Origin of the sequence: Roseovarius sp. D22-M7 (assembly GCF_037083785.1) — a bacterium.
Classification (GTDB): Bacteria; Pseudomonadota; Alphaproteobacteria; order Rhodobacterales; family Rhodobacteraceae; genus Roseovarius.
Genome location: NZ_JBAPKY010000028.1, coordinates 19,594 through 43,280 on the forward strand (window position 1 = coordinate 19,594; position 23,687 = coordinate 43,280).

Annotated in this window: 23 protein-coding genes and 2 tRNA genes; 13 read left to right on the top strand and 12 right to left on the bottom strand. The window is 66.2% G+C overall.

What is annotated here, in order from left to right:
* Window positions 1-9: 9 nt before the first annotated feature.
* The 4 genes from trpE to fabI form a co-directional block, all read right to left on the bottom strand.
* A complete protein-coding gene (gene trpE / locus V8324_RS13150) occupies window positions 10-1,521 on the bottom strand; it encodes an anthranilate synthase component I (RefSeq protein ID WP_336420389.1) in 1,512 nt (503 codons plus the stop codon).
* A gap of 13 nt (window positions 1,522-1,534) precedes the next feature.
* Window positions 1,535-3,370, bottom strand: coding sequence for a peptidylprolyl isomerase (locus tag V8324_RS13155; RefSeq protein ID WP_336420390.1), 1,836 nt, complete (start codon window positions 3,368-3,370; stop codon window positions 1,535-1,537).
* 94 nt (window positions 3,371-3,464) lie between these two features.
* Window positions 3,465-3,965, bottom strand: a complete 501-nt coding sequence (gpt, locus tag V8324_RS13160; protein ID WP_336420391.1) for a xanthine phosphoribosyltransferase — start codon at window positions 3,963-3,965, stop codon at window positions 3,465-3,467.
* 10 nt (window positions 3,966-3,975) lie between these two features.
* Window positions 3,976-4,782 (bottom strand): enoyl-ACP reductase FabI, encoded by an 807-nt coding sequence (gene fabI, locus V8324_RS13165; protein ID WP_336420392.1) that lies wholly within the window; start codon window positions 4,780-4,782, stop codon window positions 3,976-3,978.
* A 155-nt stretch (window positions 4,783-4,937) separates the two neighbouring features.
* On the opposite strand from fabI, the gene pdxH reads away from it, so the two are divergent.
* The 7 genes from pdxH to murJ all read left to right on the top strand — a co-directional run bounded on the left by pdxH (window position 4,938) and on the right by murJ (window position 13,205).
* Window positions 4,938-5,540 (top strand): pyridoxamine 5'-phosphate oxidase, encoded by a 603-nt coding sequence (gene pdxH / locus V8324_RS13170; protein ID WP_442970534.1) that lies wholly within the window; start codon window positions 4,938-4,940, stop codon window positions 5,538-5,540.
* A gap of 114 nt (window positions 5,541-5,654) precedes the next feature.
* A complete protein-coding gene (locus V8324_RS13175; protein ID WP_336420393.1) occupies window positions 5,655-6,188 on the top strand; it encodes a cold-shock protein in 534 nt (177 codons plus the stop codon).
* Window positions 6,158-6,652 carry a DUF192 domain-containing protein gene (locus V8324_RS13180; RefSeq protein ID WP_336420394.1) on the top strand — a complete coding sequence of 165 codons (495 nt, stop codon included), beginning with the start codon at window positions 6,158-6,160 and terminating at the stop codon, window positions 6,650-6,652. The genes V8324_RS13175 and V8324_RS13180 overlap by 31 nt, the downstream gene beginning before the upstream one ends.
* 64 nt (window positions 6,653-6,716) lie before the next feature.
* Window positions 6,717-6,793 (top strand) — tRNA-Pro (locus V8324_RS13185).
* A gap of 362 nt (window positions 6,794-7,155) precedes the next feature.
* Window positions 7,156-10,881 carry a vitamin B12-dependent ribonucleotide reductase gene (locus V8324_RS13190; protein ID WP_336420395.1) on the top strand — a complete coding sequence of 1,242 codons (3,726 nt, stop codon included), beginning with the start codon at window positions 7,156-7,158 and terminating at the stop codon, window positions 10,879-10,881.
* A 271-nt stretch (window positions 10,882-11,152) separates the two neighbouring features.
* Entirely contained in the window at window positions 11,153-11,593 is a 441-nt protein-coding gene (locus tag V8324_RS13195; protein WP_336420396.1) for a PaaI family thioesterase, read from the top strand.
* 70 nt (window positions 11,594-11,663) lie between these two features.
* Window positions 11,664-13,205, top strand: a complete 1,542-nt coding sequence (gene murJ / locus V8324_RS13200) for a murein biosynthesis integral membrane protein MurJ (RefSeq protein WP_336420397.1) — start codon at window positions 11,664-11,666, stop codon at window positions 13,203-13,205.
* A gap of 13 nt (window positions 13,206-13,218) precedes the next feature.
* Here murJ and V8324_RS13205 read toward each other — a convergent pair whose 3' ends face one another.
* The 7 genes from V8324_RS13205 to rlmB form a co-directional block, all read right to left on the bottom strand.
* Window positions 13,219-13,776 (bottom strand): YceI family protein, encoded by a 558-nt coding sequence (locus V8324_RS13205; protein ID WP_336420398.1) that lies wholly within the window; start codon window positions 13,774-13,776, stop codon window positions 13,219-13,221.
* A 31-nt stretch (window positions 13,777-13,807) separates the two neighbouring features.
* Entirely contained in the window at window positions 13,808-14,416 is a 609-nt protein-coding gene (locus V8324_RS13210; protein ID WP_336420399.1) for an ImuA family protein, read from the bottom strand.
* A 70-nt stretch (window positions 14,417-14,486) separates the two neighbouring features.
* The gene (locus V8324_RS13215) at window positions 14,487-15,272 is read right to left on the bottom strand and encodes an inositol monophosphatase family protein (RefSeq protein ID WP_336420400.1); all 786 of its coding nucleotides are present in this window, start codon (window positions 15,270-15,272) and stop codon (window positions 14,487-14,489) included.
* Between the two features lie 77 nt (window positions 15,273-15,349).
* Window positions 15,350-16,762 carry an FAD-binding oxidoreductase gene (locus tag V8324_RS13220; RefSeq protein WP_336420401.1) on the bottom strand — a complete coding sequence of 471 codons (1,413 nt, stop codon included), beginning with the start codon at window positions 16,760-16,762 and terminating at the stop codon, window positions 15,350-15,352.
* An 86-nt stretch (window positions 16,763-16,848) separates the two neighbouring features.
* Entirely contained in the window at window positions 16,849-17,322 is a 474-nt protein-coding gene (locus V8324_RS13225; RefSeq protein WP_336420402.1) for a CoA-binding protein, read from the bottom strand.
* 190 nt (window positions 17,323-17,512) lie between these two features.
* On the bottom strand, window positions 17,513-17,851 hold the full coding sequence (locus tag V8324_RS13230) for a hypothetical protein (RefSeq protein ID WP_336420403.1): 339 nt from the start codon (window positions 17,849-17,851) through the stop codon (window positions 17,513-17,515).
* 49 nt (window positions 17,852-17,900) lie between these two features.
* Window positions 17,901-18,677, bottom strand: coding sequence for a 23S rRNA (guanosine(2251)-2'-O)-methyltransferase RlmB (gene rlmB / locus V8324_RS13235; RefSeq protein ID WP_336420404.1), 777 nt, complete (start codon window positions 18,675-18,677; stop codon window positions 17,901-17,903).
* Between the two features lie 135 nt (window positions 18,678-18,812).
* Here rlmB and V8324_RS13240 point away from each other — a divergent pair.
* From V8324_RS13240 to V8324_RS13255, 4 genes are all read left to right on the top strand, one after another.
* Window positions 18,813-18,896 (top strand) — tRNA-Tyr (locus V8324_RS13240).
* A gap of 286 nt (window positions 18,897-19,182) precedes the next feature.
* On the top strand, window positions 19,183-20,115 hold the full coding sequence (locus tag V8324_RS13245; protein WP_336420405.1) for an AEC family transporter: 933 nt from the start codon (window positions 19,183-19,185) through the stop codon (window positions 20,113-20,115).
* Window positions 20,116-20,145: 30 nt separating this feature from the next.
* Window positions 20,146-20,979 carry an S-formylglutathione hydrolase gene (fghA, locus tag V8324_RS13250; protein ID WP_336420406.1) on the top strand — a complete coding sequence of 278 codons (834 nt, stop codon included), beginning with the start codon at window positions 20,146-20,148 and terminating at the stop codon, window positions 20,977-20,979.
* A gap of 4 nt (window positions 20,980-20,983) precedes the next feature.
* Window positions 20,984-21,439: a YaiI/YqxD family protein gene (locus V8324_RS13255; RefSeq protein WP_336420407.1), complete on the top strand. Its 456-nt coding sequence runs from the start codon at window positions 20,984-20,986 to the stop codon at window positions 21,437-21,439.
* A 125-nt stretch (window positions 21,440-21,564) separates the two neighbouring features.
* Here the strand turns inward: V8324_RS13255 and V8324_RS13260 are convergent, their stop codons facing one another.
* Complete coding sequence (locus V8324_RS13260) at window positions 21,565-21,729, bottom strand: hypothetical protein (protein ID WP_336420408.1); 165 nt, start codon at window positions 21,727-21,729, stop codon at window positions 21,565-21,567.
* 545 nt (window positions 21,730-22,274) lie between these two features.
* Here V8324_RS13260 and V8324_RS13265 point away from each other — a divergent pair.
* The gene (locus V8324_RS13265; protein ID WP_336420409.1) at window positions 22,275-22,580 is read left to right on the top strand and encodes an H-NS histone family protein; all 306 of its coding nucleotides are present in this window, start codon (window positions 22,275-22,277) and stop codon (window positions 22,578-22,580) included.
* A 121-nt stretch (window positions 22,581-22,701) separates the two neighbouring features.
* Window positions 22,702-23,670 (top strand): DMT family transporter, encoded by a 969-nt coding sequence (locus V8324_RS13270; RefSeq protein WP_336420410.1) that lies wholly within the window; start codon window positions 22,702-22,704, stop codon window positions 23,668-23,670.
* The last annotated feature ends 17 nt before the right edge of the window (window positions 23,671-23,687 follow it).

Here is a 23,687-nt window from a genome sequence, read left to right on the forward strand (position 1 = left end):
AAGCTGGCCTCAGAGGCTGCCGTCGCCGCCGAACCGGGCCGCGTCCGCCGCCGCGCGGCGGATCGCGTTGGATTTGTGGACGGTTTCCATGTACTCGGCCTCGGGGTCGCTGTCATGGACCACGCCGCCGCCCGCCTGGATGTAGAGGGTGTCGTCCTTGACCACCGCGGTGCGCAGCGCGATGCAGACATCCATGTCGCCGCCGGCGCTGAAATAGCCCACGCCGCCGCCATAGACGCCGCGCTTTTCGGGCTCCAGCTCGTCGATGATCTGCATGGCGCGGACCTTGGGCGCGCCAGACACGGTGCCCGCGGGCAGGCCCGCCAGCAGCGCCGAGAGCGCGTCCTGATCCTCGGCCAGTTCGCCCACCACGTTCGAGACGATATGCATCACGTGGCTGTAGCGTTCGATCACGAATTTCTCGGTCGGGTGCACGCTGCCGATCTTGGATACGCGCCCCGCATCGTTGCGCCCGAGGTCAAGCAGCATCAGGTGTTCGGCGCGTTCCTTGGCGTCGCCCAACAGATCGGCCTCTAGCGCGCGGTCCTCTTCGGGGGTGGCGCCGCGCGGCCGGGTGCCGGCGATCGGGCGCACGGTAACCTCGCGCCCGAAGACCCGCACGAGGATCTCCGGCGAGGCGCCGACGACCTGAAAATCGCCGAAGTTGAAGTAGAACATGAAGGGCGACGGGTTGGTGCGCCGCAAGGATCGGTAGAGCGCGAGAGCCGGCTGCCGGAACGGCTGTTTCCAGCGCTGCGACGGGACCACCTGGAAGATGTCGCCAGCGTTGATGTAGTCCTTGGCGGTCTCGACCGCCGTCATGTAGCCGGCCTTGGTAAAGTTCGACACCGGGGCCGCGTCCTCGGACGCCTCGCCCAAGGAGCGGCTTGATTGCGGCAGCGCGCGGTCGAGGTCGCGGACCGCGTCCATCACCCGCTCGGCGGCCTGCGCATAGGCGGCGCGGGCCGACTGGCCGCTGCCGGCCCAGGCGGGCGCGACCACCGTCACCTCGCCCTTCACCCCGTCGAGCACCGCGACGACCGAGGGCCGCAGAAGCACCGCGTCGGGCAGGCCGAGCGTGTCGTGCGGCATGTCGGGCAGGTGTTCCACCAGCCGGATCATGTCATAGCCGAGATAGCCGAAAAGCCCGGCGCTGGCCGCCGGCAGATCCTCGGGCAGGGCGATGCGGCTTTCGGCGATGAGGCTGCGCAGATTGGTCAGCGGATCGCCGGGCTGGTCCGCGAAGGCGTCGGTGTCGAACCGGGCCTGCCGGTTGAGACGGCTGGTGGTGCCATTGCAGTGCCAGATCAGGTCGGGTTTCAGCCCGATGATCGAGTAGCGCCCGCGCACCTCGCCGCCCGTGACCGATTCCAGCAGGAAGCCGTCGCGCGCGCCGCCTGTCAGTTTCAGCATCAAGGAGACCGGCGTGTCGAGATCGGCGGCGAGCCTTGCATGCACGACCTGGTTCTCGCCGGCGTCAAAGGCCCGCGCGAAGGCGTCATAGGACGGGGTCAGTTCCACGGGCGGCGGTCCCTCAGTTGAAATTGGCGTGCACGGCGTTGATCGCGGCCTGATCGATGGTGACCCCGGCGCGGTCGCGGATATCGTTGGCAAGAATCTGGAACATGTCCTGACCCAAGCTGTTGGCGGCCTGATCGCGCAGGGTGCTGCGCAGGCGGGCGAGGTCGGGATTGTCGCTGGCCGGCGGCTTGATCGCGTCGAGGCGCATGACGGTGACGCGGCCCGCGCCGGTCAGCGTCTCTACCGCGCCCTCGTCCATGTCGAAGACCGTGTCGACGAAGCCCTCGGGCACGTCGTCGCGGTAACCGCGGCGGGTCAGGTCGATCACCTCGGTGGCTTCGAGCCCGAGATCGGCGAAGCTGTCGCCACCGCGCAGATCGTCGAGCTGCGGGGCGAGCTGGTCGCGCAGGGCGTCGACGGTGGCCTCTTCGCGCCAGCCCGCGATCACCGCGTCGCGGACCGCGTCAAGCGGTTGCAGGCGCGGGTCGTGCGTGCCGTCGAGGCGCAGCGCGAAGATGCCGCCCTCCTGCATGCGTTCGACCTGGGGGTAGTCGTCGGCGGTGACGGCCCGTGCTGCCTCGCGGAAATCGGTATAACCGGCGATGCCCTCGGTCATGCCGGGATGCCAGTCGATCTCTCCGAGGTCGAGATCGGTCTCGCGCGCGACGTCCTCGAGCGTGGCGCCACCGGCGAGCAGGTTGTCGACCTCTTCGCTCATGGTCTCGATCCGGCGGCGCGCGCGGTCGAGCGCGAGGGTGTCGCGCAGTTGCGGCCTTGCATCCTCGAACGGGGTGACCTGCGCGTCGAGCACCGCGTTGACGCGAAAGAGCGCCGGGCCGAGATCGGTGTCGACGGGGCCGACCACGCTGCCCGGCTCGGCGGAAAAGACCGCGTCCGAGGCCGCGCCAAGATCCTGCGCCGAGACATCGCCGAGATCGACATCGGCGAGATCCAGCCCGCGATCCTCGACCAGCGTCTCGAACGCGATGCCGTCGTCGACGCGGGCCTTGGCCTCCTCTGCCGCCTCCTCGTCGGAAAAGACGAGGCGTTCGACGAGGCGGCGTTCGGGCTGGTTGAATTCCTGCGTGCGTTCCTCGTAGGCGCGGCGCAGCATGTCCTCGTCCACCTCGATGGTGTCGAGCAGCATTTCGGGCGTGACCCAGGCATAGGTGATCGACTTGGTTTCGGGCGTGGTGAACTGGGCGCTGTTTTCTTCGTGAAAGGCGCGCAGATCGCCCTCGGACGGGACCGGCAGCCCGGTCTCAAGGTCGCTGCGGTCGAGCGTGGTGTAGGTGACGTCGCGGCGTTCGCCGAGATAGCGCATGATCGTGTCGACATAGACCGGCGGCACGCGGATGCCCGACCACGTCGCCGCCTGCAGCAGCGTCGAGGCGGTCTCGGCGCGCATGTCCGCCTCGAACTCGGCCTCGTTCAGCCCGGCGCGTTCCAGCGCGAAGGCATAGGCCTCGCGGTCGAAGCTGCCGTCGAGGCCGCTGAAGGCGTCCATCGACAGGATCTCGTCTCGCAGCGTCTCGTCGCCCACGGAAATGCCCAGGCGGGCGGTCTCGTGCTCCAGCGCCGCGCGCGATACCAGCCGCGACAGCACCTGCCGGTCGAGGCCCTCGGCGCGAGCCTCGGAGAAGGTCACGCTTTCGCCGCGTTGCGCCTCGAGCGCCTGGATCTCGTTGCGCAGCGCGCGGGCATAGGTGTTGGCCTCGATCTGCGCGTCGCCCACCGACCCGATGCTGGTCACCCGACCGCCGAGATTGGTCGCCCCGAAGCCGGCCAGACCGATGATGAGCAGGACCATCAGAACCCACATCGCGCCTTTCGATATGCCTGTGCCCACGGTTGCAGCCTCCTGTGCGTCGGTTGGGAACGTCCGTCAGATCGGGTCTACGCGGTTGCCCGGGGCGGGGCAATAGGGCCGCGGCGCGCGCGGATCAGGCGCCGCGATAGGGTTCTACATATTGCAGGGCCATGTCCCATGGAAAGAAGATCCACGTGTCCTGGCTGACTTCCGTGACGAAGGTGTCGACCCGGTCGCGGCCCAACGGTTTGGCGTAGACGGTGGCGATATGCGCGCGCGGCAGGGCCGCGCGCACCACGTCGAGCGTGCGCCCGGTATCCACGAGGTCGTCGACGATCAGCACGCCCGCGCCGTCACCAACGACGCCCGCATCGGGCGACTTGATGATCCGGGCAACCCCTTGGGTCTGGTGGTCGTAGGACTTGACGCTGATCGTGTCGACCATGCGGATGTCGAGCTCTCGCGCGACAATCATCGCCGGGGCCATGCCGCCGCGGGTGATTGCCACCAGCGCCCGCCAACCGGTGTCGGGCGCCTCGCCCTGAAGCCGCCAGGCCAGCGCGCGGGCGTCGCGGTGCAGCTGGTCCCAGCTGACGTGAAAGCCCTTTTCGTGCGGCAGGCGGTCGGGGGTCATCGCGGTATCTTCAGGTGGCGTCGATATCGGGGGCATCGACAGCCTTCATCCCGACGATGTGATACCCCGCATCGACATGCAGGTTCTCGCCGGTGACGCCGCTGCCCAGATCCGACAGCAGGTAGAGCGCCGAGCGCCCGACATCGTCGATGGTCACGTTGCGGCGCAGCGGCGAGTTCAGCTCGTTCCATTTCAGGATGTAGCGGAAATCGCCGATGCCGCTGGCCGCCAGCGTGCGGATCGGGCCGGCGCTGATCGCGTTGACGCGGATGTTGTCGCGCCCGAGATCCTCGGCCATGTATTTCACCGACGCCTCGAGCGCGGCCTTGGCGATGCCCATGACGTTGTAATGCGGCATCACCTGCTCGGCCCCGTAATAGGTCAGCGTCAGCGCCGAGCCGCCCGCGTTCATCATCTTCTCGGCGCGCTGCATCACGGCGGTGAAGGAATAGACCGAGATGTCCATGGTGCGCAGGAAATTCTCGCGGCTGGTATCGACGTAGCGGCCGCGCAGCTCGTTCTTGTCCGAGTATCCGATCGCGTGGACCACGAAATCGAGGTTGTCCCAATGGCTGCCGAGATCGGTGAAAAGCTGGTCGATCGAGGCCATGTCGGCCACGTCGCAGGGCAGCACGATCCCCGATCCGAGTTCGGCGGCGAGCGGGGCCACGCGTTTCTTCAGCGCATCGCCCTGGTAGCTGAAGGCCAGTTCGGCACCGGCCTCGGCGCAAGCCCGCGCGATGCCCCACGCGATCGACTTGTCATTGGCCAGGCCCATGATCAGCCCGCGCTTTCCCGTCATCAGATTGTTCGACATTCCCGACCCCCGCCACAGCGATTTCAACGACCTTTAGGCGATTGCACGAAGTGCATCAAGGGCCGGTCGGCCGGAGAAGCGGTTTGTCAACGCCCGCCCCCGGCCCTATCATCCCGGTATCCCCGAAACGCCGTGGTTTGCGAGAGGTGCCCCTGATGGAACGCGACGGAATATTCGCAGGCGACGACCCGTTCGAGATCGCCCGTGCATGGATGGCCGAGGCCGGGGAGGCCGAGGTCAACGACCCCAACGCGATCGCGCTGGCCACGGTCGATCCCGAGGGGATGCCCAACGTGCGCATGGTGCTGCTCAAGGAGATCGCCGAGGACGGGTTCGTCTTCTACACCAATTACCGATCTGCCAAGGGGCGCGAGCTTGACGCGACGCCGAAGGCCGCGCTGGTCATGCACTGGAAATCCCTGCGCCGCCAGATCCGGGTGCGCGGCCATGTCACGCGCGAGGACGGGCAGCGGGCGGATGAATACTACCGCTCGCGCAACCTGCAGAGCCGGCTGGGCGCCTGGGCGTCGCAGCAGTCGCAACCGCTCGAGTCGCGGGCCGCGCTGATGGCCGAGGTGGCGAAGGTTACCGCGCGCAAGGGCCCCAACCCGCCGCGCCCGGAGTTCTGGGGCGGATTCCGCATCAACCCGGTCGAGATCGAGTTCTGGGCCGATGGATCGTTTCGACTGCATGATCGATTTGTATGGAGCAGGCGGAATGATGCCGATTCGTGGACAGTGGTTCGCCTAAACCCTTGATATGCATGTTGTACGTTGCGCGAATATCTGCAATCTTGTTAAACTTGAACGGGCTTTGAGACGTGCCGTATCCGCACATCCGGCCCTTTAACCGGGTGTAACGGGTGACATGGTGTGACGGCAAGTGAGGACACCCCGCGCAGGCTGAGAGGTCTCGTCAAGTGGTTCGACCCGGTCAAGGGGTTCGGGTTCGTTGTGCCTGATGAAGGCGGCGCGGATATTCTGCTTCACGCCAACGTGCTTCGCAATTACGGGCAAAGCTCCGTCGCCGACCGCGCAACGGTCGAGATCGACGTGCAGGAGACCGAGCGCGGCCGTCAGGCCACGGCAGTGCACGTGATCGAGCCGCCCGATGACGTCGAGATCGGCGTGCTCAGCGATCTGAAGGACATCGATCCCGAGGTGATGCGCAGGGCCGAACTTCAGCCGGCGCGCGTGAAATGGTTCGACAAGGCCAAGGGGTTCGGCTTTGCCAACACCTTCGGCAGCGACGAGGACGTGTTCGTGCATGTCGACGTGCTGCGCCGGTCCGGGCTGGCTGATGTGCAGCCGGGCGAGGCGCTGGCGATCCGGGTGATCGAGGGCAAGCGGGGACGCATGGCAACAGAGGTGTGCGGATGGGAAGCGGCGGTCAAATCGTCCGAGTAGCGCTGGCCGCGGGGATGGTCGCGCTGGCCGGCATGGCCGCGGCGGGGCCCTGCCGCGAGGACGTGGTCAAGCTGCGCGGCGACGGCGACCAGGCGCGGTTCCGGGTGGAACTGGCCGATGAAGAGGCCGAGCAGCGACAGGGCCTGATGAACCGCGACAGCCTGGCCAGCGGGGCGGGGATGCTGTTCGTCTACCCCGAGCCGCAACGCGTGGCGTTCTGGATGAAGAACACGCGCATCCCGCTCGACATGATATTCCTCGATGCGGGCGGCACGGTGCAAAAGGTGCATCATGAGGCCGTCCCGCATGACGAGACGCCGATCTTCGGAGGCGACAATATCCAGAGCGTGCTCGAGATCAATGGCGGTCTTGCGCGCCGCATCGGCATCGAGGCGGGCTGGGAACTGCGACATCCGGCGATCGACCAGGACCGCGCCGCGTGGCCCTGTAGCGCCGCCGAGTAGGCCGCGCGGGGCACGTTTTTCGCTTTTCATGCCCCCCGATCAGGGGTATTCCCGCGACATGGTCCGGGGCGTGGCGCAGTCTGGTAGCGCACCTGTTTTGGGTACAGGGGGTCGTAGGTTCGAATCCTGCCGCCCCGACCATTCCACATACAGCATGTAGTGGCAGCGCACCGCTGGCGCGGTGGGCCCGCATCGGGGTCGCGCGATTCTATCGTGGCGGCCGCACTACATCTTGTTAGTCAAATTCTTTTTATCACAAAACTCGTGAATTTTTCGTTGACCGGACCGACCAAAATACGTCAGGTTGTAGGTGCGGTTCAAAAGGCTACCAGATATTGTGATTATTACTGGATATGCCGCCGAGCCGGTTCAGAGACCACCCGATTGCCGACGGCTATGATCCGCGCAGCCCGCGTTCTTGCCGAGGCTCATCGCTGGATGCATGCCATTCATTGCAGGCCCGCAGGGGCCAAGGAAAACCAGACCGTAACGAGGCGCAGAACATGAAGATCGAACGCAAATTCACCACCGCCGGGCAGGACGCGTATGCCGCGCTGGATTTCGTCACCACCGCTTCCGAGATCCGCAATCCCGACGGCACCACGGTGTTCCGGCTCGACGAGATCGAGGTGCCCTCGGGCTGGAGCCAGGTGGCCAGCGACGTGATCGCGCAGAAGTATTTCCGCAAGGCGGGCGTGCCCAACAAGTTGGAAAAGCGGCCCGAGGACGGCGTGCCGGAATTCCTGTGGCGCGGGCGCCCGGCGGACGACAATGACGGGTTCGGCGGTGAGACGCGCGCGCGGCAGGTCTTCGACCGGCTGGCGGGTGCTTGGGCCTATTGGGGCTGGAAGGGCGGCTATTTCTCGACAGAGGCCGATGCGCGCGCCTATTACGACGAGATGCGCGTCATGCTGGCGCGCCAGATGGCGGCGCCCAACAGCCCGCAATGGTTCAATACCGGTTTGCACTGGGCCTACGGCATCGACGGGCCCAGCCAGGGACATTTCTATGTCGATCCCGAGACCCACGAGTTGACGCAATCGACCTCGGCCTACGAGCATCCACAGCCGCATGCCTGTTTCATCCAGTCGGTCAAGGATGACCTCGTCGGAGATGGCGGCATCATGGATCTGTGGGTGCGCGAGGCGCGGCTGTTCAAGTACGGCTCGGGCACCGGCACCAATTTCAGCAGCCTGCGGGCCGAGGGCGAGAAGCTGTCGGGCGGTGGCAAGTCCAGCGGTCTCATGGGGTTCCTGAAGATCGGAGACCGCGCGGCGGGCGCGATCAAGTCGGGCGGTACCACGCGCCGCGCCGCAAAGATGGTGATCTGCGACGCCGACCACCCCGACATCGAGGAATTCATCAACTGGAAGGTCCGCGAGGAACAGAAGGTTGCCAGCATCGTCGCCGGCTCCAAGATGCACGAGCAGAAGCTCAACGAGATCTTCGCGGCGATCCGCGGCTGGGACGGCAGCACCGAGGATGCCGTCGATCCCAAGACCAACCCGCAACTGAAAGACGCCATTCGCGGCGCCAAGCGCGTGCAGATCCCCGAGACCTACGTCAAGCGCGTGCTGGATTATGCCAAGCAGGGCTACGAGAGCATCGAGTTTCCGACCTACGACACCGACTGGGATTCCGAGGCCTATGCAAGCGTGTCGGGCCAGAACTCCAACAACTCGATTCGCGTCACCGACGCCTTCCTGCAGGCGGTCAAGGACGATGCCGACTGGGCGCTGATCAACCGCACCGACGGTGCGGTCGCCAAGACCATCAAGGCGCGCGATCTGTGGGAGGATGTGGGCCACGCCGCATGGGCCTGCGCCGATCCGGGCATCCAGTATCACGACACCGTCAACGCGTGGCACACCTGCCCCGAGGATGGCGAGATCCGCGGATCGAACCCCTGCTCAGAATACATGTTTCTCGACGATACCGCCTGCAACCTCGCCTCGATGAACCTGCTGAAGTTCTATGACGGCGAAGAGTTCGACGCCGACGCCTACATGCATGCCACGCGGCTCTGGACGGTGACGCTGGAAATCTCGGTGATGATGGCGCAGTTCCCCAGCCGCGAGATCGCGCAGCGCAGCTTCGAGTTCCGCACGCTGGGCCTCGGCTATGCCAATATCGGCGGCCTGTTGATGAACATGGGGCTGGGCTATGACAGCGACGAGGGCCGGTCGCTGTGCGGTGCGCTGACCGCGATCATGACCGGTGTCAGCTATGCCACCAGCGCCGAGATGGCGGGCGAGCTGGGTGCCTTCGCGGGCTACAAGAAAAACGCCGACCACATGCTGCGGGTGATGCGCAACCACCGCCGCGCCGCCCATGGCGCGACCGGGGGCTACGAGGGGCTGGCCGTGCCCCCGGTGCCGCTGGATCACGCCAACTGCCCCGATGCGCGGCTGACCGATCTGGCGAAAGGGTGCTGGGACGAGGCGCTCAAGCTGGGCGAGACGCATGGCTACCGCAATGCGCAGGCCACGGTGATCGCGCCCACCGGCACGATCGGTCTGGTCATGGATTGCGACACCACCGGGATCGAGCCCGACTTTGCGCTGGTGAAGTTCAAGAAGCTCGCCGGCGGCGGTTACTTCAAGATCATCAACCAGTCGGTGCCGGCGGCGCTGGAGAAGCTGGGCTACGGCCCCGCCCAGATCGAAGAGATCGTGGGCCATGCCGTGGGTCACGGCACGATCGGCAACGCGCCGGCGATCAACCCCACCTCGCTGATCGGTCACGGGTTCGGTGAGACCGAGCTGGCAAAGATCGAGGCGGCGCTTGGCAGCGCGTTCGACATCCGCTTCGTCTTCAACCAGTGGACGCTGGGGCCGGAATTCTGTACGCAGGTGCTGGGTATCCCGGGCGACAAGCTGAACGATCCGACCTTCGATCTGCTGGCGCATCTGGGCTATTCCAAGCGCGACATCGAGGCCGCCAACAACCATGTCTGCGGCACCATGACGCTGGAAGGCGCGCCGCATCTCGATCCTGTGCATTACCACATCTTCGATTGCGCCAATCCATGCGGAAAGACCGGCAAGCGGTACCTAGGCGTGCAAAGCCACATCACCATGATGGCGGCGGCGCAAAGCTTCATCTCGGGCGCGATCTCCAAGACGATCAACATGCCCAACGACGCCAGCATTGAGGATTGCCAGAAGGCCTACGAGCTTTCTTGGAGCCTCGGGGTGAAGGCCAACGCGCTGTATCGCGACGGGTCCAAGTTGAGCCAGCCGCTGGCATCGGCGCTGGTCGAGGATGACGACGAGGCGGCCGACGTGCTGGAATCCGGCAGCCAGCAGGAAAAGGCCAAGGTGCTGGCCGAGAAGATCGTCGAGAAGGTGATCATCAAGGAGATCCGCAAGACGCAGCGCGAAAAGCTGCCGCAGCGGCGCAAGGGCTATACCCAGAAGGCGATGGTCGGAGGGCACAAGGTCTACCTGCGCACCGGCGAATACGAGGGCGGCCAGCTGGGCGAGATCTTCATCGACATGCACAAGGAAGGCGCGGGTTTCCGGGCGATGATGAACAACTTCGCCATCGCTGTCAGCGTCGGGCTGCAATACGGTGTGCCGCTGGAGGAGTTCGTGGATGCCTTCACCTTCACCAAGTTCGAGCCCGCGGGCATGGTGCAGGGCAATGACAGCATCAAGAACGCGACCTCGATCCTCGACTACATCTTCCGCGAGCTGGCGGTCAGCTATCTCGACCGCACGGATCTGGCGCATGTGAAGCCCGAGGGCGCGTCGTTCGACGATGTCGGCCAGGGCGAGCAGGAAGGCAGCAATATCCAGGAGATGTCGGGCGAGGTCGCCTCGCGCTCGCTGGAGGTGCTCAAGCAGATCAGCTCCACGGGGTATCTGCGCAAGCGGCTGCCGCAGGAACTGGTGGTGCTGCAGGGCGGCATGGAGGATCGCATTGGCGAACTGAGCCAAGGGATTGCCCGAAGCTTAGAGAGTAGCAGTCTGGCGCAAGCGGCTGAAAGCGCAAAGGCAGTAACAGAAGGTCTGGGAAAACGAATGCAAGAAAGTGGCGTCGTTGAAAGACTTGAATCTGTATCGCAATCTTTTGGCGGCATAGCCAACCGCATGGATGCACGCAGCAAGGCCCGGATGCAGGGCTACGAAGGCGAGGCCTGCGGCGAATGCGGCAACTTCACCCTGGTGCGCAACGGCACCTGCATGAAGTGCAACACTTGTGGGTCCACGAGCGGGTGTAGCTAAGGCGTTTCGGGGCGGGTGCGCTCGCCCCTGCGCGGATCGAAGGCAGGCGAAGACCTGATCGAGCGGTTCATAAATACCTCGATCCGCGAGACCTGAGGGGGCCACGGCCCCCTCTTTTTCGTTTGAGTGTCGTGTGTTTGAGGGCGATGCTGATCTATCGCATGAAGATCGTACCGGCGCGCCGGCCCCGCGCAGACCGCTCTGGCGCGGGGCCTGCTTGCGCGGTAAGACGGGGGCACGCCGACCCACCGCCCAGCAGGGACGCCCCGCCATGCCCATGCCAGAAGACCTGTCGCCAGGCATTGCCGCCCGCATCCGCCAGAGCTTTGCCGCGCAGGCGATGATGGCCACGCTGGGCGCGACGCTAACGGAGATCGCGCTTGGCCGCGCCCGGATCGAGGCGCCGATCCTGCCGGGCAGCCTGCAACAGCACGGCTATGCCCATGCCGCGCTGACCTTCGCCATCGGCGACAGCGCCGCGGGCTACGCCGCGCTGGGGATCATGCCCGAAGGGTCCGAGGTGCTGACCACCGAGATGAAGATCCACCTTCTGGCGCCGGCGAAGGGCGCCCGCCTGATCGCGCGGGGCCGGGTCATCAAGCCCGGGCGCCGGCTGGTGATCGTGCAGGCCGATGTCCATGCCGAGGAAAACGGCCGCGAGACGCATGTTGCGCTGCTGACCGGGACCATGATCCCGCTGCTGCCGGCATAGCCTGCGCCCCTTTCCCCCCGGCCCGCGATCGGCTAAGCGTGCCGCCGATCGCACCTGCCGGAGCCCGCCCATGAGACCCGTTCGCCTTCTCTCCGGCATCCTCACCGTGGGCGGCTGGACGATGATGAGCCGCATCCTGGGCTTCGCGCGCGACGTGATGATCGCCAGTTTCCTCGGCCCCGGCGTGCTGATGGACGCCTTCGTCGCCGCCTTTCGCCTGCCCAACATGTTCCGCCGCTTCTTTGCCGAGGGCGCGTTCAACGCCGCCTTCGTGCCGATGTTTTCCAAGCGGCTTGAGGCGGACGAGAGCCCCATGGCCTTCGCGGGGCTCGCGCTGTCGGGGCTGGGGCTGGTGCTGCTGGCGCTGACGGGGCTGGCGATGGTGTTCATGCCGGCGCTGGTCTGGGCCACCGCCGAGGGGTTCGTGGGCGATCCGCGCTTCGACGTCACGGTCGAGTTCGGGCGCATCGTCTTTCCCTATATATTCTTCATCTCGCTGGCCGCCCTGTTTTCGGGGATGCTGAACGCCGCCGGGCGCTTTGCCGCCGCCGCCGCCGCCCCCGTGCTGTTGAACGTGATGCTGATCGCGGCGATGGGTGCTGCCGCGTATTGGGGCGGGGTCGTGGCGCAGGCGCTGGTCTGGACGATCCCGGTGGCGGGTGTCGCGCAGCTGGCGCTGGTCTGGCATGCCGCCAACCGCGCCGGGCTGCGCATCCGCCCCGTGCGCCCGCGCTGGACGCCCGAGATGGCGCAGCTGGTGCGCATCGCGGTGCCCGCCGCCCTTGCGGGGGGCGTGGTGCAGGTCAACCTAGTGGTCGGGCAGTTGGTGGCGTCGCATTACGACAAGGCGGTCAGCTGGCTTTATTCCGCGGACCGGCTCTACCAATTGCCGCTGGGCGTGGTCGGGATCGCGGTGGGGATCGTGCTGCTTCCGGACCTGTCGCGCCGGTTGAAGGCGGGCGACGATGCCGGGGCGCGGATCGCGCTGTCGCGGGCCGGCGAGGTGGCGCTGGCGCTGACCGTGCCCTGCGCCGTGGCGCTGGTGGTGATCCCGCTACCGCTGGTCGCGGTGCTGTTCGAGCGGGGCGCGTTCGGCGCAGATGACAGCGCCGCGACGGCGGGTGCGGTGGCGATCTACGGCCTCGGCCTGCCGGCCTTCGTGCTGCAGAAGATCCTGCAGCCGATCTTCTTCGCGCGCGAGGATACGCGTAGCCCGTTCCGCTACGCGCTCGTGGCGATGGTGGTGAACGCCGTGCTGGCGGTCGGGCTGTCCTATGCCGTGGGCTGGATCGCGGCGGCACTGGCGACCACCGTGGCGGCCTGGGTGATGGTCTGGCAACTGGCGCGCGGCGCGCGGGCCTTCGGCGAGGTGGCGCGGTTCGACGCGCAGTTCCGCCGCCGCCTGTGGCGCATCGTGCTGGCCTCGGCGCTGATGGGGGCGGTGATCTGGGGATCTGCCGTCGTGCTCGGGCCGCTGCTGTCGATGGCCGGCTGGCGGTGGCTGGCGCTGCTGGCGCTGGTGGCCTTCGGCACGCTGGCCTACGGGCTGTTCGGGCAGGCGCTTGGCGCGTTCCGGCTGCAGGAGGTCCGGCAGGGTCTGCGGCGCGGGTGAGGGGCCCTGTGCCTTAGCGTTCGATATGCGCGACGATGCGCAACCCGATCCTCGGTCCGACATAGCCGGGATAGCCGTCGGCGCCGAACGCGCGACGGTCGATCGCGCCGGTAAGCAGCACCGTTAGTGTGTCAAGATCCGACGGATCGCTGCCGCGTTGCCGGTAGAGCCCGGCCTGCAATGTCACCGGCCGCGTCACCCCGCGCACCGTCAGATCTCCGGTGACCCGCGCCTCTTGCAGCGTGCCGTTGACCGAGGTGGAGCGAAAGGTGATCGCGGGGTGGCGCGCGGTGTCGAGGACGCGCGCACTCTTCATCGCCTGGGTGGCGAAGATGAACCCCGCCCGCGCGCGGGTCGGGTCGAGCGTGACATTCACCCGGCTGGCGCCGATATCGCGCAGGTCGAGCGCCATGTCCGCGGACCGCACCGGCATGGTGCCGCGTCGCTGTCCTTGCATGAACTGAAAGGTGAAGGTGACGCGGGACCGTTCCGTGTCGAGGCGGAAGGCCTGCGGCTCGGCGGTGGCGGGGCCGGCGACGACGCAGAGGGCGAGGACAAGCACGCGGATCATGCCGTCTTGTACCTGCTTGTGGGGGCGGATGTCACGCCTGCGCGAGATGCCATGCGCCCGGCCGCCCCGAGAGCGCCCATGCGGCGGGCGGGCCGGTGCGCGCGCGGCGGCGTTCCAGCCGCCAGCGATCGACCTGCAACGCGTGAGCGGGGGCCATGTGCCAGCGGGTCTCGACTCCTGGCGCACCGCCGTCGCCGGGCGTCAGGATCAGCCCCAGGGGCTTGCCATGCCCGCGCCCCGCCCCTTCTTCGGCGGCGAGATGCAGCCGGCGCACAGGCGTCAGTCCGGGCGGTCCCGGCAGATCGGCCACCACCAGTGGGGCGGCCCCGCTGCGCAGCGATTCCTCCATGCACCACAGCAGGTCCTCGCGCCGCTGCGGGGTGACGAAAACGAAGTGTTCGGGGCCGGTTCCGGGCCCGGTGATGGCGCGCATGCCGTCGGGGTTGGGTCGGTCGGTCGCCCATCCCGGCGCGATCCACAACACCGGGCCCGACGTGTCGCCTGCCACCAGCGTGGCAAAGCTGTGCCGCGCGGGACCGCAGGCCTCGTGCAGGCGCGCAAGCGGCAGATCGAGCGCGCCCAGCAGGCGCAGCGGCGCGGTCACTCGGGTCTCTCGGGATGTCAGAATCGGCGCGTTCATGCCATGCCATGTAGCATGTTCGTGAAATGTTCTCAACTCGGCGCGGCCGTGGGGCATCCCGACCCGACGATCAGCCGCGGATGACCCCGACGAACTTGTCGAACAGCGGCTCGTTGGCGCAGATCACGTCGCCCGACTCCACGATGTTCTCGCCACGGGTCAACGGGTCCACAAGGCCGCCCGCCTCGCGCACGATGATGACGCCCGCGGCCAGGTCCCACGGGCTGAGCCGGCGTTCCCAGAACCCGTCATAGCGCCCCGCCGCCACGTAGGCCATGTCGAGCGCCGCCGCCCCCCACCGCCGCACGCCCGCGCAGGCGGGCAACAGGCGCGCGAGGTCCTGCAACGTCTCGGGCAGATCGGCGCGGCCACCGTAGGGCAGGCCGGTTGCGAAGATCGCCTCGCTCATCTTGTGGCGGCCCGACACCCGCAATCGGCTGTCATTCATCCACGCGCCCGCGCCCTTCTCGGCGACGAACGCCTCGTCCTTGGCGGGATCGTAGACGACGCCCGCCACGATCTCGCCCTTGTGTTCCAGCGCGATCGACACCGCCCAGTGCGGCAGCCCGTGCAGGAAATTCGTGGTGCCGTCCAGCGGGTCCACGATCCAGCGGCGCGTGGGATCCTTGCCCGGTTCCTCGCCGCCCTCCTCGGCCAGCCAGCCATAGCTGGGGCGCGCGTTCATCAACTCGGTCTTGAGGATCTTCTCGGCGGCGATATCGGCGCGGCTGACGAAATCGCCCGCCCCCTTGGTCGAGACCTGGAGGTTCTCGACCTCCTTGAAATCCTTGACAAGCGTCCGCCCGGCCTTGCGCGCGGCCTTCAGCATGACGTTGAGATTGGCACTGCCTTGCATGGCGCTCGCTCCTTCTGGGTCAGACCGGGCCTATACGCCCGGCACCCACGCCAGACAAGGGGCGACCCGGCGGCGCATCAGCCGCGCAGGACGGCGCCGGGATTCATGATGCCGGCGGGGTCAAGCGCGGCCTTGATGGCGCGCATCGCATCCAGCTTGACGGGATCGCCGTAACGTTCGAGATCGCCGACCTTCAGCCGCCCGATCCCGTGCTCGGCGCTGACAGAGCCGTCCATCTTGTGCACGAGGTCGTGCACCGCGCGCTGGACCCGCTCGCGGTCGCCGGCGTGGTCGTCGCGGCTGCGGCCCGGCGCGGGAAAGACGTTGTAATGCAGGTTGCCGTCGCCGAGATGCCCGAAACAGTTGATCCGAAACTCCCCGAGATCGGCGATCACCTCACGGCCCCGTTCGATGAACTCTGGGATGCACGACATCGGCACCGAGATGTCGTGCGAGCTAATCGCGCCGATGCGCCGGTTGGCCTCGGGGATCTGCTCGCGGATCTCCCAGAAGTCGCGGCGCTGCGCCTCGGATTGCGCTATGGCGCCGTCAGTCACCAACCCGGCCTCGAAGGCTTCGGCAAACAGATCCTCCAGCGCCCGCGCGGGGTCGAGGCCGCGCGCCAGTCCGACATCGATCAGCACCAGCCAGTTGGGGATCGTCTCGAAGGGCTGGCGGATGTCGGGCAGGGTCTCGGCCAGGAATTCCAGCCCCTGGCGGTGCATGATCTCGAACGCGCTGACGCCCTCGGCCACGTGACGCCGCGCCATCGCCAGCAGGTCGAGCGCGGCGCGCGGGCCATCGACGACCATCAGCGCCGTTCCCTCTGAGGCGGGGCGCGGAAACAGCTTCAGCGACGCGGCGGTGATCACGCCCAGCGTGCCTTCCGACCCGATCAGCAGGTTGCGCAGGTCGTAGCCGGTATTGTCCTTGCGCAGGCGCTTCAGCCCGTGCCAGATCCGCCCGTCGGGCAGCACCGCCTCGAGGCCCAGGCACAGATCGCGTGCATTGCCGTAGCGCAGCACGTTGATCCCGCCCGCATTGGTGCCCAGCAGCCCCCCCAGCCGCGCCGACCCCTTGGCGGCGATCGACAGCGGAAAAAGCCGGTCCTCTGCCTCGGCGGCGCCATGGATGTCCTGCAGGATCGCGCCGGCCTCGACGACCATCACGTTCTCGTCCGGCCAGATCCCGCGCACCGCGCGAATCCGCTCGAGGCTGAGGATCACCGGAACCGGGCCGTCGGGGCTGATCTGCCCGCCGACAAGGCCCGTGCCCCCTCCGTAAGGCAGCACCGGCACCCGCGCCTCGGCACAGGCGCGCACCACGGCGGCCACGCCCTCGGTGTTGTCGGGGGCGACGACCACGCCGTGCCCCTGCCAGCGCCCGCGCGGTTCCTCGACATAATGCGGCGCCGTCTCGCGAAATGCGGCCTTAGGCAGATGCGCCCGCAGGGTGTCGATGAAGTCTGAACTGGCGGAACGCGACGTCATAATTGTCAGATATCACGGCCGGCGCCCGAGGCCAGCCCGCTCCGCGTCCCACGCTTCATCTTTGCAAAAATACTCGAATCCCCCGGTCAGAGTTTCGACGAGATCACGCCGGTATTGAACCCGCCCATCCGCAATTCGCCGAATAGCCGCTGGTACTCGATCTTGGGGCAGCGGTTCATCACCACGTCGACGCCGCGCGCGCGGGCCTTGGCGGCGGCCTGCGCGTGTTCCACGCCGATCTGCATCCAGATCGTCTGCAGGTCGGGAAATGCCTCCAGCGCCTCGTCGACGATTGCCGGGACATGCTCGGGGCGGCGGAAAATATCGACCATGTCGACGCCGCCCTCGACCTGCGACAGCGTGCCGATCACCGTCTGCCCGAACAGCGTCTCGCCGGCGTGGACGGGATTGACCGGCACCACCTCGAATTTCTTGAGGCCGAGATAGCGTGCGACGTAATAGCTCGGGCGGACCGGGTTCATCGACACCCCCACGACGGCGACGCGCCGGGTGCGGGTCAGGATGTCGCGCAGGTGGGAATCGCTGTAATCTTCGCTCATTCCATCAGTAAAGCACGTGTACCGCGAAGAAAAAAGCGCCCAAGTGAACCTTGGGCGCCAGTTGCGGAACGAGGGACAGTGATAGGAGTCGGCGGTGTTCCGAACCGCCGCCTCTAACGCGTAGATAGTATCTGATTCCCGGATAAAAAGACCTGTAATAGAGCTGTGACCGCTTGGTGAGGACGCAGCGTCAATCGAAAATATCCTCGACCACGTCCCAGATCTCTTCCATCACGCGCCGGCCGAAGCCCTTGCGCCGTTCGCGCGGACGGGCCGGCCCGTGCGCGTGGCGCTCGCCCTCGTAGCTTTGCCGGGGCAGCGTCATCGGGCGCGCCTTGCCGCGCGGCTGCCCCGCATCGGCCCCGGGCGAGGCCGAGGCGCGGCCCTGCGCGAGTTTGGCCTTGGGCAGCGCCTTCATGTCATGCAGCGGTGCGCCGCAGGTTGCGCAGGTCAGCTCGTGGCGCGCGCGATCCAGCACCAGCGCCGCGCGCGTGCCGCAGTAATTGCAGGTGGCGATCTTGTGGGCCATGGCGTGTATATCGGTCCGAATCTTGTCATGTCCAACCCCCGATTGGCCGTCAGACGCGCGCGGCGTAGAGCGCGATCGCGGCCGCGTTCGACACGTTCAGAGAGCCGAACGCTCCGGCGTGATCGATGCGCACCAGCCGGTCCACGGTCTCGCGTGTGCGCGGGCGCAGTCCCGGCCCCTCGGCCCCCAGCACCAGTGCCACGGGCCGGTCGCGCCGCCCCTCGAGCGCCGCCTCGATGCCCGTCTCGGCCTCGCCCGCGAGGCCCAGCACGGTGTAGCCCATCCCCTGCAACTCGGTGATCGCGTCGGCGAGGTTGCGCACCCGCAGGTAGGGCTGACGCTCGAGCGCGCCGCTGGCGGTCTTCGCCAGTGCGCCAGTCTCGGGGGCGGAATGGTGGCGCGGGGCGATCACCGCGCGCGCGCCGAACACCTCGGCCGAGCGCAGGATCGCGCCGACGTTATGCGGATCGCTCACCCGGTCGAGCAGCACCACGCGCGGGGCCCGCACGCCATCGCCCAGGCAGACCTGCGCCAGCGCGCCCCAGTCGAGCGGCCTGACCTCGAGCGCCGCCCCTTGGTGCACAGAGCCGGGATCGAGCGGCGCGGTGAACCGGCGCGGATCGGCGATCTCCGGCGTCATCCCGGCGGCCGCGATCGCCGGGGCCAGCTTGTCGGCGGCGTTGCGCGTGACGATCAGGCGCAGCTTGTCACGGCGCGGGTTTTCCAGCGCGTCGCGCACCGCGTGCAGCCCGAAGAGCCACATCGTCTCGGCCGCGGAGGCGCGGCGGCCCTGCTCCTTCTCGATGACCCATCGGGGCTTTTTCATGCCAGTCGCACCCTCCCGTTCCGGCGCGCGACCCTGCACCGCAACGCTCTCGCGCGCAAGCCATTTTCCGGTTGACGCCTTTTCAGCCCGCTTGTACGCAGCCTCTGCTGTCGGGCGTCTTGACGCCGGATACGTGGGCGACAGGCCGCAAGGTGTGGCAGGGGACTGTAACTCCCTCGCGGAGACGCACGCCAGGTTCGATTCCTGGGTCGCCCACCATTTGACTTAATTCTCAGTGTTTTGCAGGGTTGGGCGGCTGACTGGCGCTCGATGAGCCTCCACATGACCCCGGTTCCCGCGCCGCCTGACGCTGGATGAGGCGCTGGTCGCTTCAGGGGAAACGCCCCCCAATGCCTCAATCTCGAAAGGTTCTGACCCAGTCTCGCTCGATGGAAACGTCTTGCACAACGGACGGCAACCACAGAAGCAGCTAGGCAAGCGGTCTGCCTTGCCACGTATACGACCCAAGATTGACGCCGGGCGTGAACCTGCTACGAGACGCGGCATGCTGAGCATCTTCCTGCAGACCCTGCCGTTTTTCCTGATCATCGGCCTTGGATACGGGGCCGGACGCAGCGGGTTCTTTTCCGAGGAAGCCACCGCCTCGCTCACGAAATTCGTCTTCTACTTCGCGCTGTCGGCGATGCTTTTCCGGTTCTCGGCCAACCTGACGCTGGCCGATGTGCTGAACTGGGATTTCGTGCTGGCCTATCTCGCGGCGACCTCGGTGGTCTATCTCGTGGCGACGCTTGTTGCGGCCCTGCGCGGGGTCAGCCTGCAGGAGACGGCCATCGAGGCGCAATGCGCGGTGATCGGCAATGTCGGCTTTCTCGGCGTGCCGATGCTGGCCATGCTGATGGGCGAGGCGGCGATCGCGTGGGTGATGGTCGTGCTGGCGGTCGACCTGATCGTCTTCGGCTCGCTCGTGGTGATCCTGATCACCGGCTCGCGCGACGGGCGGATCAGCCTGCGGATCCTGCGCAGCGTCGGGCTGGGCCTGATCAAGAACCCGATGATCGTGTCGATCATTCTGGGGCTCGCTTGGTCGGGGCTGCGCCTGCCGATTCCCGACCCGATGAACGCCTTCGTGCGCATCCTCGGCGATGCCGCGACGCCCGGCGCGCTCTTTGCCATCGGCGCGTCGCTGGCCTCGAAATCGGCCGAGCGGCTGTCGATCACCGGCTGGCTGTCATTCTGCAAGCTCGTGCTCCACCCGGCGGCGGTCGCGGTGTCGGCGCTGATGCTGTTTGATGTGCCGCCCTATGCGGCTGCGGTCATGATCGCCGCCGCAAGCTTGCCGGTCGCCGGAAATGTCTTCATGCTGGCCCAGCATTACGAGGTAGCGCCCAAGCGCGTCTCGTCCTCGATCCTGATCTCGACGGTCGCCGCGATCGTCACCGTGTCCCTTGTCATCGGCTGGGTGAACCAGCTTTACTGATCCCGCAACTCGACCGGAAAGGACCATCACATGGAAACCGCTTCACAGAACACCTGCTTTGGGGGCATCCAGGGTGTCCATACCCATGCATCGACAACCTGCGACTGCGACATGACCTTCGGGCTTTTCCTGCCCGCCGAGGCGCAGGACGGCCCGGTGCCGGTGCTGTGGTACCTCTCGGGGCTGACCTGCACGCATGAGAACGCCATGGTCAAGGCGGGCGCGCAGGGCTGGGCCGCCGAGCAGGGCATCGCGCTGGTCTTTCCAGACACCTCGCCGCGCGGCGACGACGTGGCCAATGACGACGCCTTCGATCTGGGGCAAGGGGCCGGGTTCTACGTGAACGCGACGCAAAATCCGTGGGTGCCGCATTTCCGGATGTGGGATTACGTCGCCGACGAGCTGCCCGCCGTGCTGGCCGAGAACTTCCCGCTCGACATGGACCGTCAGGCGATCACCGGGCATTCCATGGGCGGGCATGGCGCGCTGACGCTGGCGATGTCGCTGCCCGGGCGCTTCCGTTCGGTCTCGGCCTTCGCGCCGATCTGCAACCCGACGGGGGGCGACTGGGGCCGCAAGCAATTCGCAGCGTATCTCGGCGAGGACGAGAGCACGTGGGCGCCGTACGATTCCAGCCTGCTGATGGCCGAGCGCGGCTTTGACGGGCCAGTGCTGGTCGATACCGGCACCTCCGATCAGTTCATGGAGCTGCTGCGCCCCGAAACGCTGGCGGGCGCGATGGCCGCGCGGCGACAAGAGGGGATGTTCCGGATGCAGAAAGGCTACGATCACAGCTATTTCTTCATGTCCACCTTCATGGAGGATCACGTGGCCTTCCACGCCGAGGCGCTTCACGCCGGATGATGGCATGACCATTTTCGTCGATGCCGATGCCTGCCCGGTCAAGACCGAGGCCGAGCGGGTGGGCACTCGGCACGGGCTGCGGATCTGCGTCGTCTCGAACGGTGGCCTTCGCCCGTCGCAGAACCCGCTGGTCGAGACGGTGATCGTGTCCGACGGCCCGGATGTGGCCGACATCTGGATCGCCGAGCGTGCGGGGCCGGGCGACGTGGTCGTCACCGGCGACATCCCGCTGGCCGCGAAATGCGTCGAGGCGGGGGCCGAGGTCCTCAAACATGACGGCGAGGCGTTCACCGCCGCCAATATCGGCAACCTGCTGGCCACCCGCGACCTGATGACCGACCTGCGCGCCGCCGATCCCTTTCGGCAGGGCGGCGGCAAGGGCTTCTCACGCGCCGACCGCTCGCGCTTTCTGGACGCGCTGGAGCGGGCTGTGCGGCGGGCCAGGCAAGCGGGCGGGTGAGGTCTTAGTGGACTTTGTCAGCCGGTAATCGCGAGGGACTCACGTGACTTCGCTCAATCAACGGACGCAGATTTTTCGACAGCCTCAGGCATCTTGGCTTGGTTTCCATGTACTTTTTTGGGATCTCACTTCACGCGGTCCCATTCTCGTTTCAGGATGCGCTGCCCAAGTTCGAACAGTGCTTTCCTGCCGTCTTCCGGTTTCGCACCCGGATTGCGAAGTGAATGCAGCAACGTCTCATATTCCGGAGCACTCGGGTTCATCCTCATCAGGATGCGGGCCTGTGCCATGACTTGTTCTTTTCTGGCTTCCTTGCCCTCATTGAGGTCTTTGTCTCATGTACGCCCTGTGTAGATTGCAAAATCGTCACGTATGTCGAAAATCCAAGGGTGACGGAATTCCGCGAGCTTTAGTTGGTAGGCAAGATCACGATGTCGGTCTTGGGCTTTGGCGTTCGCCCTTGTGGTAAGGTAAGAAACCCAGCCTGTTAATGAAACTGTCAGCAGAGGAACGCTCACCGAGGCGACAAGCGTCAGATGGTTCGATAACCGATTTTCGCTCGTGTTCGACAAAACAACTTTTACCTTCCAAAGGTGCGTCGCGATCTACATCGCCTGCTTATGTCGTAGTGCAACATCACGTACCCATGACTTTGCACCCAAATGACGGTGCCGCGATCGTTCATCTTTGCATGAAAGCGAACCTTGACTGATGATGCGTACATTGAGCTTGTAAAGCATTATTAACGACAAAGGCCTTGCGCAACAAAAGCCTTTCCTTTTTATGGAACTCGCTGATAAACTATTGTTCCAACATACGGACTGGAAAACATCACATGCAACTGGAAGAAATGTCGCTCGAAGAGTTGAAGAAGCTTAGGAAAGACGTGGACAAGGCGATCGAAACCTACGAGGCGCGGCAATTGGCCGAAGCCCGGGAAAAGCTTGAGGCGCAGGCCAAGGAAATGGGTTATTCCCTCGAGGCGATCGTTGGTGCGTCCAAGACCGGAAGCACCAAGCGCCTGCCGCGCTATCGCCATCCGGAAAACCCGACCCTGACCTGGACCGGAATGGGGCGTAAACCGAACTGGTACATCAAGGCTATCGAGTCGGGTATGAGCGAGGAAGATCTAAGGATCTGATCCCTCTGATATCTCCATGACCATTCACGCGTGCAGGCCCCCCGGCGGCGCGCCGGGGGGTTTACAATACCAAGGGCCTCCGATCTTCTGGCGGTGACAGACGGCAAACCTTGGACCCCTCATGACCACCGCGACCGTTCAGCGCACCAACCTGATCGGCGCCGCGTATGCGGTGGCGGCGGTGCTGTGCTTCTCGATCAACGATGTCGGGATCAAGTTCCTGTCGGACACTTATGCGCTGCACCAGATCGTGTTCATCCGCGCATGTGTGGCGCTGACCGCGTTCTTCTGTTGCGTCGTCCCGTTGGCTGGCGGCCTTGGCGTCCTGCGCACGCGGCGTCCGCTGGTGCATTTTATCCGCGGGCTCTGCGTTGTCAGCGCCAACATGTGCCTTTTCCTGGGGCTGGCGGCGTTGCCGATCGCCGACGCGACGGCGATCTTCTTCGTCTCGCCGCTGGTCATCACGATGTTTTCGGTGATCTTTTTGAAAGAGACCGTGGGCATCCGACGGTGGTCGGCCATCGCCGTGGGCTTTGCCGGTGTGCTGGTGATCGTCAAGCCAGGCACGGCGGCGTTCCAGCTCGCCTCGCTGCTGCCGATCGGCGCCGCGTTCCTTTACGCCACGCTGCACATGCTGACGCGCAAGATCGGTGGCACCGAAAGCGCACCGACCATGGCCTTCTACATCCAGCTGACTTTCATCATCGCCAGCACGGTGATCGGGCTGGGCGTCGGAGACGGGCGCTTCTCGGGCTCCGCGCACCCGTCGATGGACTTTCTGTTTCGCGCCTGGACATGGCCGGCCTTCGTCGATTACCCCATCCTGCTGCTGCTGGGTGTTTCGGGGATGCTTGGCGGGCTCTTCATCAGCCAGGCCTACCGGCTGTCCGAGGCCGCCTTCGCCGCCCCGTTCGAATATGTCGCCATGCCGCTGGCGATCATGTGGGGGGTGGTGGTCTTTGGCACCTTCCCCGATGCCACCGCCTGGATCGGCATCGCACTGATCGTGGGGTCCGGCCTCTATCTGCTCTGGCGCGAGTCGGTGAACGATGAGACCATGACCGCGAAGACCGCGCGCTACCGGCGCTGATGGAGAGGAGGTGCCCC

Excerpts from the sequence above, each read along its gene's own strand:
- V8324_RS13230 (WP_336420403.1), bottom strand. The coding sequence starts at position 17,851 with ATGGCCCACAAGATCGCCACCTGCAATTACTGCGGCACGCGCGCGGCG.
- V8324_RS13220 (WP_336420401.1), bottom strand. The coding sequence starts at position 16,762 with ATGACGTCGCGTTCCGCCAGTTCAGACTTCATCGACACCCTGCGGGCG.
- V8324_RS13190 (WP_336420395.1), top strand. The coding sequence starts at position 7,156 with ATGAAGATCGAACGCAAATTCACCACCGCCGGGCAGGACGCGTATGCC.
- V8324_RS13180 (WP_336420394.1), top strand. The coding sequence starts at position 6,158 with ATGGGAAGCGGCGGTCAAATCGTCCGAGTAGCGCTGGCCGCGGGGATG.
- V8324_RS13270 (WP_336420410.1), top strand. The coding sequence starts at position 22,702 with ATGACCACCGCGACCGTTCAGCGCACCAACCTGATCGGCGCCGCGTAT.
- V8324_RS13210 (WP_336420399.1), bottom strand. The coding sequence starts at position 14,416 with ATGAACGCGCCGATTCTGACATCCCGAGAGACCCGAGTGACCGCGCCG.
- fghA (WP_336420406.1), top strand. The coding sequence starts at position 20,146 with ATGGAAACCGCTTCACAGAACACCTGCTTTGGGGGCATCCAGGGTGTC.
- V8324_RS13255 (WP_336420407.1), top strand. The coding sequence starts at position 20,984 with ATGACCATTTTCGTCGATGCCGATGCCTGCCCGGTCAAGACCGAGGCC.
- V8324_RS13260 (WP_336420408.1), bottom strand. The coding sequence starts at position 21,729 with ATGGCACAGGCCCGCATCCTGATGAGGATGAACCCGAGTGCTCCGGAA.
- V8324_RS13205 (WP_336420398.1), bottom strand. The coding sequence starts at position 13,776 with ATGATCCGCGTGCTTGTCCTCGCCCTCTGCGTCGTCGCCGGCCCCGCC.
- V8324_RS13245 (WP_336420405.1), top strand. The coding sequence starts at position 19,183 with ATGCTGAGCATCTTCCTGCAGACCCTGCCGTTTTTCCTGATCATCGGC.
- V8324_RS13225 (WP_336420402.1), bottom strand. The coding sequence starts at position 17,322 with ATGAGCGAAGATTACAGCGATTCCCACCTGCGCGACATCCTGACCCGC.
- V8324_RS13215 (WP_336420400.1), bottom strand. The coding sequence starts at position 15,272 with ATGCAAGGCAGTGCCAATCTCAACGTCATGCTGAAGGCCGCGCGCAAG.
- rlmB (WP_336420404.1), bottom strand. The coding sequence starts at position 18,677 with ATGAAAAAGCCCCGATGGGTCATCGAGAAGGAGCAGGGCCGCCGCGCC.
- pdxH (WP_442970534.1), top strand. The coding sequence starts at position 4,938 with ATGGAACGCGACGGAATATTCGCAGGCGACGACCCGTTCGAGATCGCC.
- murJ (WP_336420397.1), top strand. The coding sequence starts at position 11,664 with ATGAGACCCGTTCGCCTTCTCTCCGGCATCCTCACCGTGGGCGGCTGG.
- fabI (WP_336420392.1), bottom strand. The coding sequence starts at position 4,782 with ATGTCGAACAATCTGATGACGGGAAAGCGCGGGCTGATCATGGGCCTG.
- gpt (WP_336420391.1), bottom strand. The coding sequence starts at position 3,965 with ATGACCCCCGACCGCCTGCCGCACGAAAAGGGCTTTCACGTCAGCTGG.
- V8324_RS13195 (WP_336420396.1), top strand. The coding sequence starts at position 11,153 with ATGCCCATGCCAGAAGACCTGTCGCCAGGCATTGCCGCCCGCATCCGC.
- V8324_RS13265 (WP_336420409.1), top strand. The coding sequence starts at position 22,275 with ATGCAACTGGAAGAAATGTCGCTCGAAGAGTTGAAGAAGCTTAGGAAA.